Annotated in this window: 9 protein-coding genes; all 9 read left to right on the top strand. The window is 73.2% G+C overall.

Translation table 11 applies throughout. The features are described 5' to 3' along the window. The first annotated feature begins 163 nt into the window (after positions 1-163). The 9 genes from ACH5AR_RS08535 to ACH5AR_RS08575 all read left to right on the top strand — a co-directional run bounded on the left by ACH5AR_RS08535 (position 164) and on the right by ACH5AR_RS08575 (position 11,330). Positions 164-577, top strand: coding sequence for a hypothetical protein (locus tag ACH5AR_RS08535; protein ID WP_396300597.1), 414 nt, complete (start codon positions 164-166; stop codon positions 575-577). Further along, positions 567-971 carry a hypothetical protein gene (locus ACH5AR_RS08540; RefSeq protein ID WP_396300598.1) on the top strand — a complete coding sequence of 135 codons (405 nt, stop codon included), beginning with the start codon at positions 567-569 and terminating at the stop codon, positions 969-971. Before ACH5AR_RS08535 ends, ACH5AR_RS08540 begins: the two co-directional genes overlap by 11 nt. A 391-nt stretch (positions 972-1,362) precedes the next feature. After that, a complete protein-coding gene (locus tag ACH5AR_RS08545) occupies positions 1,363-2,400 on the top strand; it encodes a PstS family phosphate ABC transporter substrate-binding protein (RefSeq protein WP_396300599.1) in 1,038 nt (345 codons plus the stop codon). 182 nt (positions 2,401-2,582) lie between these two features. Next, a complete protein-coding gene (locus ACH5AR_RS08550) occupies positions 2,583-3,176 on the top strand; it encodes a hypothetical protein (RefSeq protein ID WP_396300600.1) in 594 nt (197 codons plus the stop codon). Positions 3,177-3,425: 249 nt separating this feature from the next. Further along, the gene (locus ACH5AR_RS08555; RefSeq protein WP_396300601.1) at positions 3,426-6,062 is read left to right on the top strand and encodes a hypothetical protein; all 2,637 of its coding nucleotides are present in this window, start codon (positions 3,426-3,428) and stop codon (positions 6,060-6,062) included. A 160-nt stretch (positions 6,063-6,222) separates the two neighbouring features. Beyond that, complete coding sequence (gene pstC / locus ACH5AR_RS08560; protein WP_396300602.1) at positions 6,223-7,254, top strand: phosphate ABC transporter permease subunit PstC; 1,032 nt, start codon at positions 6,223-6,225, stop codon at positions 7,252-7,254. Between the two features lie 67 nt (positions 7,255-7,321). Then, a complete protein-coding gene (pstA, locus tag ACH5AR_RS08565) occupies positions 7,322-8,572 on the top strand; it encodes a phosphate ABC transporter permease PstA (protein WP_396300603.1) in 1,251 nt (416 codons plus the stop codon). 35 nt (positions 8,573-8,607) lie between these two features. Beyond that, the gene (locus ACH5AR_RS08570; protein WP_396300604.1) at positions 8,608-10,422 is read left to right on the top strand and encodes a substrate-binding domain-containing protein; all 1,815 of its coding nucleotides are present in this window, start codon (positions 8,608-8,610) and stop codon (positions 10,420-10,422) included. Further along, positions 10,419-11,330 (top strand): sortase, encoded by a 912-nt coding sequence (locus ACH5AR_RS08575; RefSeq protein WP_396300605.1) that lies wholly within the window; start codon positions 10,419-10,421, stop codon positions 11,328-11,330. The genes ACH5AR_RS08570 and ACH5AR_RS08575 overlap by 4 nt, the downstream gene beginning before the upstream one ends. Positions 11,331-11,333: the final 3 nt, after the last annotated feature.

Here is an 11,333-nt window from a genome sequence, read left to right on the forward strand (position 1 = left end):
CACCGGCCTTCCTCCGGCCCGATCCGGTGAAAGTTAAACGAGAGAGAACTTCCCGACCAACACAGCAAGTTGTGAACGTTCTGGGCTTTCGGGGCCTCCGTGTGCACACATAGCTTTGCTCCGCTCGGAGGGGAATCCGGAGGGCAACCGGACGGAGGGGGCAGTGAACGCTGCCGGCCGCGGTCACACCGCAGCAGGGGCAAGTCGAGGGGGGTTCCGCGCCGAACGGGCGGCGGACGGGCGCTACCGCTGGCAACTGAAGGCGCCCAACGGACGGGTGGTCGCGATCACCCCGGCCGCGTTCGAGACGGCGGGCGAGGCCGAGCGGGGCTTCGACGGGCTGCGCATCGCGGCGGCCGAGCTCACCGCACGGATCACCCACGTACGGGAGGGCATCGGCTGGATCTGGGTCGTCCCGGGCTCGCGCGCCCTGCCCGAGGTGCGTTCGAGCCGTGCGTACGAGCGGTACGCGACCTGCCAGAACGCCTTCCGGCGGTTCGTGGTGCTGCTCTCCAAGCAGCCCCCACGCGAACTCCCGGAGTCCACCGTGCGGTTGAGACGTGCCGATGGCCGCTGAGCGGCGCGGGCCCCGGCTGCTGGTGGTACCGGCGGGGGACCGCTGCCTCGGCTGGGCGCTGCGGGCCGCCAACGGGCGGCCACTCGGTGTCGGCGTGCGGACGTACCGCGGCGAGGAGGAACTCGCCGAGGCGGTGCGGGTGCTGCTGATCGAGCGGGCCGCACTGCGGTGTTCGGTCGGGCAGTCCGAGGGGCGTCAGTGGGTCTGGGCCGCCTACCTGCCGGTGCGCAGCACCCGGCCGGGGGCGGCCGACGCCGTTCCGGTGGCCCGCAGCGCCCGGGGCTACCTGCGGCGGGACCAGTGCCAGGCCGGGGCGGAGGGGTTCCTGGCCGGACTGCAGTGGGTGGGCCAGGAGTTGCGCAGGTCCGGGCGGGACGGCCGCTGGCCGCTGTGAACCGCAGCCGTCGTAACGGTCCGTCGCCCGACGGCCTGTCATACAGGCGTTCGCGGAGGCGACGACTCCGCTCCGGCTCCGCTCCCGTGCAGTTCCGGTGAAGGGCAGGTTTCCGGCAACACCCCGAGCAGCCTCCTGGAGAAGAACGTCGACCGGGTTCGGAGCCCGGGCAGTGCCCCTGTCACGTGCACGCTGACCAGTGGCTAAACCTCGCCGAACCGATGAGTCGACATTCCCCGGCGGGGCTCGACCTCTCTTCCGGCGGAACCTCCCCGCCGGACAGGATCGGCACTGCCGGCGAGGCCGCAGCGGACGCGGCCACACGGCACCGGACTCCCGAACGGAGTACGGGTTCACGCGATGTACGTCTCTCCCCCGGAGGAAGAGGAACATGCGTAAGACCGCTGCCAAGCTGCTCACCGTCGCCGCCCTGGCGACCTCCATCGCGACCGTCGCGGGCGGCACCGCCGTCGCCGACCCGGCCGCCGGCGTGACCCCGCGCGCCATCGACTTCGTGGGCACCGGCTCGGACACCACCCAGGCCGTGCTGAACCAGCTCGCCGCCGACTACAACGCGTCGCTGACCGACCCGACCGCGCCCCGCGTCTACAGCTGGGACGCGACCCCGACCGGCACCACCATCACCCCGAAGGCCGGCGCCGCCACCATCGCCCGCCCGAACGGCTCCGGCGCCGGCATCAAGGCCCTGACCACCTACACCAACACCACGGTGGACTTCGCCCGCTCCTCGCGCGGCCCGCAGCCGACCGACCCGACCACCGACGACTTCGTCAGCCTGGCGAAGGACGCCGTGGCCTGGGCCGCCCCGGCCACCGGCAACGCCCCGGCGAACCTGAGCACCGCGAACCTGAAGGACATCTACACCTGCGCGGTGACCAACTGGCACGACATCGACGCGTCGCTGCCGAACGCCACCATCAAGCCCTTCCTGCCGCAGTCCGACTCCGGCACGCGCTCCTTCTTCCTGACCACCATCGGTGGCGGCGTCGCGGTCACCCCCGGCGCCTGCGTCACCAGCGGCACCCAGGAGAACCAGGGCAGCGACCCGGCGCTGGCCGACGTCAACGCGCTGGTCCCCTACTCCGTGGCCCACTACATCGGCCAGGTCTACTACGGCAAGGGCGCCGGCGCCGACGTCCAGGGCCCGCTGACCATCCGCAACGTGGACGGCGTGACGGGCGGCCCGGTGGACACCACCACCAAGACGATCAGCTCCGCCTACGCGGCCACCCCCTACTCCCGCGTGGTCTACAACGTCTTCCGCGACGCCGAGTGGACCTCGAACGCCACCCTGCGCGCCATCTTCGGCAAGAACGGCTGGCTCTGCACCAACGGTGGCAACGACCTGAAGAGCTTCGGCTTCCTGCCGCTGTCCTCCTTCGCCTGCGGTTCCGTCACCCACTCCTGATCCACCCGCACCACACCGGCGGCCGCGGGGCCCGTTCCCCGCGGCCGCCGGCCCGGCTCCACCACCACGGGACGCCGGAGGCGGGCCCTGCCCCGGTCCGCCCGCGGCAGCGCCACCCACCCCTGGGCTCCTGTGAACCGCGCGACCCGCACACCACCTCTCCCTCTCCCAAGGAGTCCAGCATGTCCCGCCTCAGCGCCCGCCTGGCCGCGACCGGTGCCGCCGTCGTCCTGTCGCTGACCGCCGTGAGCGGTGCCGCCGTCGCCGACGCGGCCACCACCCCGGCCGCCGGCCAGGCCGTGATCACCACCGACGTCGACTTCCTGACCAACGCCGCGCTCAACGGCATCGTGGTCATCCCGCTCCAGCCGGCCAGCCCGGCCTACGACCAGACCGCGGGCCTCACCGTGACGCTCCCGGTGACCGGCGGCGCGGCGAACATCCCCTCCTTCTACGGCGACGTGCAGTTCGGCGGCGGCCTGCTCTTCCTGAACCTCAGGACCGGCAGGAGCGTGACGTTCAAGCAGCTCGACTTCTCGGTCGACAACGGCTACTTCACCGCGGTGCCGAACGGCTCGACCACCCCCGTCCCGCTGCTCGACCCGTCCGGCGACAACGTGATCACCCGCAGCGGCCTCACCCAGAACCTGGCCTCCTCCAGCTTCGAGGTGGACGCGGCGGGCGCGCAGTACCTCGACACCAAGCTCGGCACCGGCTACTTCACCGCCGGCCAGAAGATCGGCAAGCTCGCGCTGTCCTACACCCCGGCCCACTGAGCCGCCCGGTACCGCTCACCCGGTACCCGGACCGCAGGTCGGCGGGCCCGCGCCCCGGCGCGCGCCCGCCCCTTTGCGGAGTTCCCAACTCCGGTACGGAGTCGTCGCGTTGTGGTCTCGTACATCTGGCCGACCGGATCCCGCCATATCCGGCTGGCCGAATAGTACGCACGGAACCGTCCGTCCCCAGCGCGATCGACGCCCTCGCGCCGCCTCCCTCGGCGGCCCGTACCTCCCGGAGGCCTCGCCATGAGAAACCGCGTACCCGACCCGAGAGACCGAGGGAGGTGGCGCCGCCGACTACCGGCCCTGGCACTCGCCAAGGCCGTGGTGGCGACGCTCGCCGTCATCCCGATCGGGCTGGGTGCGGCGCCGCAGGCGCACGCCGCCTCGGCCACGACGGTCAAGGGCCCCAAGGTCTGGATCCCCGCCACCAAGTCGTACGGGCCCGAAGGCAGCGTGACGGTCTCCCAGACGAGCAACCTGACCAACCAGGTGCTCCAGGTCTCCTGGAGCGGGTTCACCCCGACGGTCGCCCTGGGCTCCAACGCACCGGTCTCGACCGCGCAGCCGCTGTCGACCCACATCCTGTACGCGGTGCGGATCTACCAGTGCCGCGGCACCGACCCCGCGGTGACGGACTGCTACGGCAGCACCCTCTACGGTGGCGACCCCTCGAAGGGCTTCGAGCAGCCGCCCCGGCCGACCCGCACCGAGGTGCCGGAGTGGCCCACCAACCAGGTGATCGCCGCGACCGGCCCGGACGGCTCGGGCGCCGCCTCGATCGAGGTGTGGAGCGCCAAGGAGAGCGCCACGCTCGGCTGTGACGCGACCCACCCCTGCTCCCTGGTGGTCGAGCCGAACTACGGCGGCGACCCGCTGGACCTCTACCAGGTCCTCGACGGCAAGGCCGACTGCGAGTTCCACGATCTGGACACCGACCCGGACGGCTACACCGCCGCCGACGGGATCATGACGCCGGGCAACCAGAACTGGAAGACCGGCAACCGGACCAGCGAGCAGTGCGCCTGGCAGCACCGGACGGTGGTCCCGCTCTCGTTCGCCCCCACGGCGGAGTCCTGCAAGGTGAGCGGCCAGGCCTTCGGCGCGGCCGGCCTGGAGATGGCCAACCGGGCCATGCAGCAGTGGCGTTCGGGCCTGTGCCTGGGCGACGCGCCGATGACCGTGGGCTACGTCCCGGCCGGCGGCGAGCCGCAGGCCCGCGCGGCGTTCCTGGCCGGCAGCGGCACCACGGAGGTCGCGCTGACGGTGCGGCCCGACCGGTCGCCGCCCACCCGCCCGTACGTCTACGCCCCGCTCGCCACGACCGGCATCTCGGTCACGTACCTGATCGACGACCCGAAGACCGGTCGACAGATCCGCGACATGAGGCTCAACGCCCGGCTGGTGGCCAAGCTGCTCACCCAGTCCTACGCCTCGCCCGGTACGACCATCGCCTCGGTGGCCGGCAACCCGACCTGCCTGTTCACCGACCCCGAGTTCAGGCAGCTGAACCCGGAGACCACGGCCAACGGGATCCACTGGCCGACGAGCTGCGGCGGGACCCTGACGATCTACCCCGGCGTCCCCGGCGGCACCACCGACTTCACCTACCAGCTGACCTCGTGGCTGGCCGCCGACCCGGACGCGAGCCGCTTCCTCGACGGCGAGCCGGACCCGTGGGGCATGCACGTCGACAGCTTCTACCTGAAGCCGAAGTTCGCCGGCTACCCGGCGGAGGCCTTCCAGGTCCAGGACTACTCCGGGCCCACCCAGAGCATCCCGAACGTGGACTTCCAGCACTGGAAGCAGTACGAGTGGAACCCGTCCATCGACGGTCTCGGCCGGGTGGCCCGCAACCTGATGCAGTACCAGCCGAACTGCCAGCAGCCGAACACCGAGTCCGACGGCAGCCACAAGGCCTGCCCCGCGCAGATCCCCGGCCAGCGCTCGCTGCTCGCCATCATGGACACCGCCCAGGCCAAGGCGTTCTCGCTGCCCGAGGCGGCGCTGCTCAACCCGGCGGGCTCCTACGTCGCGCCCGGCACGGCCGGTTTCCAGGCCGCCGTCGCCGACATGCCGACCGACGCCGCCACCGGCGTCCAGCTGCTGCCCTACGGCGCGCCGGACACCGCGTTCTCGCGTGACCAGCGGGCGTACCCGCTGACCGCGGTGCAGTACGCGATGGTGCCGACCGGCGGGCTGTCCGCCGAGAAGGCCGCCGCGATCTCGCAGTTCCTCAGGACCGTGACCACCGACGGCCAGACCTACGGCATCGCGCCGGGCCAGCTGGCCCAGGGCTACCTGGCCCTGACCGGCGCCCAGCGGCAGCAGGCCCAGGAGGCCGCGCAGCACGTCGCCGCCCAGGACGGCAAGCTGCCCGGCAACCAGACCGCGCCGCCGGCCGGCGGCGAGCCGGGCACCCCGGAGGGCGGAAACGGTCCCTCCGGCGGTGCCGGGGACGGCACCACCCCGGTGAGCAGCCTCGGCACCGGCGGCACCACCGCGGACGGCAACTCCGGCGGGACCGGCTTCGGCTCCTCCGACGGCCTGAGCGGCGGAGGCTTCTCCGGGACCGGTTCCACCGGGACCACCGGCTCCACCGGGCCGGGTACGGGCGGGGGCGCCGCGGCGCCCGGTGCGGCCGGCGGCGCCAAGCCCGGCGCGAGCGCCGCGCCCTCCGGCAACGCGATCGCCGCGGCCCCGGTCGGCACCCCGGTGCCCGACCGTCCCGGCACCGCCCGGCTGCTGCTGCCCGTCGCGCTGATCGCCGGCCTGGTGCTGCTGGTCGGCGGCCCGGCGGCGCTGTTCTTCGGCGGCACCCCGGCCGGGGCGAAGGCGCTGGCCGGCGCCCGCGCCCGGTGGTCGCGGCTGCGCCGCACGTAGGAGCCCGCGCTCGGCGGGGCCGCCGTTCCGGCCCCGCCGAGCGCCTTGGCCCTGCCGAGCGCCTTCGCCCCGCCGATCCGCGCCCGTCGATCCCCGCCCGCCGAGGCAGCGCCCCGGTCCCTCACCGAGCACGCCCGTTCCCGAGCACGGAGAGCACACCATGACATCCGCCGCCGAGCCCGCGGCACCGTACGCCGGGGCGCCACGCGACCCCGGCCACGGGCCCGACCAGGACGTGCCGCGCACCATCACCGCCCCCGCGACCCCGGGCGACCGGGTCTTCCGCGGCGTGCTGCGGATGGCCGGCCTCTCGGTCTTCGCGATCATGGGACTGATCGCCTTCTTCCTGATCCTGCGGGGCACCGACGCCCTGCGCTCCGTCGGCTGGTCCTTCCTGACCGAGCAGAAGTGGCAGACCGCCGCCCACAACTTCGGCATCGGCGCCGTCCTGCCCAACGGCCTGCTGATCGCGCTGATCGCGCTGGTCATCGCCGTCCCGGTGGCGCTCGGCACCGCGGTCTTCATCTCCGAGTACGCCCCGGTGCGGCTGCGGGCCGCCCTGGTGTCGCTGATCGACCTGATGGCGGCCATCCCCAGCATCGTCTACGGCCTGTGGGGGCTGTTCTTCCTCCAGCCGCGGATCCTCGGCTTCGTCCGCTGGCTGGCCAACCACCTGGGGGACTACGTCCCCTTCCTCAAGGTGCGCACCGGGGACATCGGCACCTCGTACACCTCGTCGACCTTCATCGCGGGGGTGGTGGTCGCGCTGATGATCATTCCGATCATCACCTCGCTCAGCCGGGAGGTCTTCTCCCAGGCGCCGCAGGGCGAGCGGGAGGGCGCGTACGCGCTGGGCTCGACCCGCTGGGGGATGGTGCGCGCGGTCGTCCTGCCGTTCGGCAAGGGCGGGGTGATCGGCGCGGTGATGCTGGGCTTCGGCCGCGCGATGGGCGAGACCATCGCCGTCGCGCTGATCATCTCGCCGAACTTCAAGGCGATCACCCACATCCTGGAGAACGGCGCCAACTCGATCTCCGCGCTGATCGCGCTGCGCTTCGGCGAGTCGGACGCGCTGTCGCTCTCCGCGCTGATGGCCGCCGGCCTGGTGCTGTTCGCGCTCACCCTGCTGGTCAACGTGCTGGCCGGGTTCGTCATCAACCGCTCGCGCTCCGGCGCCGCGACGGCGGACTGAGCATGACGGATCGTCAGGCCGCCCGTGGGGCGGCACCCAGCCACCCGAACCGTGAAGGGACCCTCCGATGACCACGCTCGACCTGCCGCCGGTCGCGGCGCCCGGGCCCGCCGACGAACCGGGGCCCGCCGGCGGACCGGGGGCCGCCGAGGCCGCGGCCCCGCGCCCGGAGCGCCGACTCCGGCTCGGCGGCGTCACCCGTGACGACGTCCTCACCGTGGCGGGCACGGCGGTCGGCTCGCTCGCGCTGGACTGGCTGCTGTACGAGCGGGTGCTGCCGTTCAGCGGCGCCTTCGGCTTCCTGGTCTGCTGGTACCTGCTCTTCCTGGCCGGCTACTACCTGGCCGGCCGGCTCCAGTGGCACCCGATGATGGTGCGGGACAGGCTGATCGCCGTCGTGGCCTGGAGCTCGGGCCTGCTGGTGGTGGCGCTGATCGCCGAGCAGATCGGCTACGTCGCCAGCCGGGGCTGGGAGGCGGCCCAGCACCTCAACTTCTTCCTCCAGTCGATGGAGCACACCGGCCCGCTCGACGGGCTGGACTCGGGCGGAGCGCTGAACGCCGTCGTCGGCTCGCTCGAACAGCTGGGCCTGGCCACGCTGTTCGCCGTCCCGCTGGGCATCGCGGCGGCCGTCTTCATGTCCGAGGTCGGCGGCCGGATGGCCCGCCCGGTGCGCACCCTGGTCGAGGCGATGACGGCGCTGCCGTCCATCGTGGCCGGCCTGTTCATCCTCGGCGTCGTGATCCTCACCTTCGGCTTCGAGAAGAGCGGCCTCGCGGCCTCGCTCGCGCTCACCGTGATGATGATGCCGATCGTCACCCGCGCCGCCGAGGTGGTGATCCGGCTGGTGCCGGGCACCCTGCGCGAGGCCTCCTACGCCCTCGGCGGCAGCCAGTGGCGCACGGTGTGGAACGTGGTGCTGCCCACCGCCCGGCCCGGCCTGGTGACGGCGGTGGTGCTCGGCATGGCGCGCGGCGTCGGCGAGACCTCGCCGGTCCTGCTGACCTCCGGCTTCACCTCGCAGTTCAACGGCAACCCGTTCTCCGAGCACCAGGTGTCGCTGCCGCTGTACATCTGGAACTACGTCAAGCAGCCCTACGACGGCATGATCGCGCGCGGCTTCGCGGCCGGCCTGACCCTGATGGCCGTGGTGCTGGTCCTCTTCGTCACCGCACGGGTGGTGGGCGGGCGCCGCCCCGGTCAGCTGACCAGGGCCCAGAAGCGCCGGATCAGCCGGGAGGCCCGCCGCCAGGAGGCGGCCGCCCTCGGCGGCGCCGCCCGCCCGTACGCCCTCCACTCCGAGGCCGAGCACCGATGACAAGGCCAACCAACCTCCGTACCAGAGGAGTTCACATGTCCAGGGGCCTCAGTCGCTCCGTGGCCCGGCTGCTGGCGGGGACGCTGTCCCTGATGCTCGCGGCGGCCTCCCCCCTGCTGGGGCAGACCCCGGCGTCCGCCGCCTCCGTCTCGCTGAGCGCGGACGGCTCCAGCTGGGCCGGCCCCGCCATCGACCAGTGGCGCCAGGACGTCTCCCCGCAGGGCATCCAGATCAACTTCAACCCGGTCGGCTCGGCCGCCGGCCGCACCCAGTGGTCGGTCGGGCAGGACGACTTCACCGCCTCGGACGTCCCGTTCCGCTCCGTGCAGGACACCGGCGTCGGGCACGGCGGCACGTCCTCCGGCGCCGGCAGCGCGGAGAACCCGGTCTGGGGCTTCTCCTACGTCCCGATCACGGCGGGCGGCACTACCTTCATGTACAACCTGGTGGTCGGCGGCAAGCAGGTCCGCGACCTGCGGCTGTCCCCGCAGACCATCGTGGACATCTTCACCAACAAGATCACCAACTGGAACGACCCGAAGATCACCAACGACTACGGCAAGCCGCTGCCCAGCCTGCCGATCACCCCGGTGGTCCGCTCCGACGGCTCCGGCGCCACCGCGCAGTTCACCCGCTGGATGGAGCACACCCACAAGGACCAGTGGGACGCCTACTGCACCTCGGTCAACGGCGTGAGCTGCGGCGACTACACCGAGTTCTTCCCGCCGTCCGGCCGGATGACCGCGCAGAACGGCTCGGACGTGGTGGCCGGCTACATCAAGTCCCCGACCAACGTCGGCACCATCGGCTACGACGAGTACGCCTTCGCCAAGCGCAGCAACTGGCCGGTCGTGAAGGTGCTCAACCAGGCCGGCTACTACTCGCTGCCGACCGCCTCCAACGTCGCCGTCGCGCTCACCGCCGCCAGGATCCGCGGCGTGGACGACAGCACCCCGGCGAACGACCCGAACTACCTCCAGCAGAACCTCGACGGCGTCTACACCATGGACGACCCGCGGGCCTACCCGATCTCCAGCTACAGCTACCTGATCGTGCCGCGGGCCGGCGCCGCCAACCCGCCGCCGCCGCGCTTCAACAACGACAAGGGCTCCGCGCTCAGCCGCTTCCTGTCGTACGTGCTGTGCGAGGGCCAGGGCAAGGCCGACGACCTCGGCTACTCGCCGATCCCGCGCGGACTGGTCAAGGGCGGTCTGCTCCAGACCAGGAACATCCCCGGCAACGCCAGCCCGGTCGACCCGAACACGCTGTCCAACTGCGCCAACCCGACCTTCAACTCGGCCGGTGAGCTGACCGTCCTCAAGAACGCCCCGATGCCCAGCCCGTGCGACAAGGCGGGCGCTCCGATCGACTGCGTCGTGAAGGACGGCCAGCCGGTCAAGGCCGGTGCGGGCGCGGGCGGTTCCGGCGGCGCGGGCGGCGGCGCGGGCGGTGCGGGCGCGGGCGGTTCCGGCGGTGCGGCCGGCGGGTCCGGCGGCAGCGGCGGCACCGGGAACGGCGGTACCGGCGGTGCGGGTGCGGGCGCGGGTACGGCCGGCGGCGCCGGCGACCCGAACGCCGCCGACGGTGCGGCCGGCGGCGACCCGAACGCGCCCGCCGCGGGGGACGCCACCGAGGACGTGGTCGACCCGCAGACCGGCCAGGTGGTCGCCCGCGGGCGCGGCGGCGCCGCCACCGAGGTGGCGGCCAACGTGGTCGAGGTCAGCGGCCGGCCCGAGGACTGGATGCTGTCCTCGCTCACCGCGCTGGAGCTGCTCGCCGTGGTGCTCGTCCCGCCGCTGCTCGGCCGCCGCCTGCTGCGCCGCCGCAACGGCTCGGGCGGCACCTCGTGACCGCCCCGGTGCTGGAGAAGCCGGTCGCGCCGAGCGCCCCCGAGCAGCCCGCCGCCCCCGGGGCGCCCGCCGCCCCGGCCCGGCCCGCCGTCTCCGCGGGGCGGCGGCGGTTCCTCCAGGGCGCCTGGGCGGTCAGCCTGGCGGCCGCGCTGGTGCTCGGTTTCGTCGGGTACCTGTTCACGCTGTCGCACATCCAGCAGCGGCACTACCAGTCCACCGCGTACAAGACCTTCCGCGACCAGCTGGCCCGGGCCGTCGCCCCGACCGGCGCGGCCGCGGACGGCGCTCCGGTGGCGCTGCTGGACATCCCGGCGATCGGCCTGCACCAGGCCGTGGTGGTCGAGGGCACCACCGGCCGGGACCTGATGCGCGGCCCCGGCCACCGCCGGGACACCGCGCTGCCCGGCCAGCGCGGGGTCGCCGTGGTCTTCGGCCGCGGCGCCACCTTCGGGGCGCCGTTCGCCGACCTGTCCAAGCTGCGGATCGGCGACAAGATCGAAGCCACCACCGGCCAGGGCAGGTTCAGCTACACCGTCAACACGTACGGGGACGGCGACCACCCGATCGCCGACCAGGCCACCAACCGGATGGTGCTGGTCACCGGCGACTCCGACTGGATCCCCGGCACCACCGTGCTGGTCGGGGCCCGGCTGGACGGCGACCCGGAGCAGAACCCGGGCCGCCGGCCCGCGACCGTCCCGTACGACAAGGCGCTGGCCGCGGACAAGGGCGCGCTGGCCACGCTCCAGCTGTGGTCGCTCGGCCTGCTCGGCGCCGTGGCCGGTGCCGTGGTGCTGGCCCGGTACTGGCGGCGCTCGGCCGCGTACCTGAGCCTCGCGCCGGTGGTCGGCGCGCTGCTCTGGGCGGTCTACGAGAACGCCGCCGCCCTGCTGCCCAACCTCTACTGACGC

Origin of the sequence: Kitasatospora sp. NPDC018619 (genome assembly GCF_044391605.1) — a bacterium.
In the GTDB taxonomy this organism is placed as follows: Bacteria; Actinomycetota; Actinomycetes; order Streptomycetales; family Streptomycetaceae; genus Kitasatospora.

Coding starts and splice junctions, on each gene's coding strand:
- pstC (WP_396300602.1), top strand. CDS start 6,223: ATGACATCCGCCGCCGAGCCCGCGGCACCGTACGCCGGGGCGCCACGC.
- ACH5AR_RS08550 (WP_396300600.1), top strand. CDS start 2,583: ATGTCCCGCCTCAGCGCCCGCCTGGCCGCGACCGGTGCCGCCGTCGTC.
- ACH5AR_RS08540 (WP_396300598.1), top strand. CDS start 567: ATGGCCGCTGAGCGGCGCGGGCCCCGGCTGCTGGTGGTACCGGCGGGG.
- pstA (WP_396300603.1), top strand. CDS start 7,322: ATGACCACGCTCGACCTGCCGCCGGTCGCGGCGCCCGGGCCCGCCGAC.
- ACH5AR_RS08555 (WP_396300601.1), top strand. CDS start 3,426: ATGAGAAACCGCGTACCCGACCCGAGAGACCGAGGGAGGTGGCGCCGC.
- ACH5AR_RS08570 (WP_396300604.1), top strand. CDS start 8,608: ATGTCCAGGGGCCTCAGTCGCTCCGTGGCCCGGCTGCTGGCGGGGACG.
- ACH5AR_RS08545 (WP_396300599.1), top strand. CDS start 1,363: ATGCGTAAGACCGCTGCCAAGCTGCTCACCGTCGCCGCCCTGGCGACC.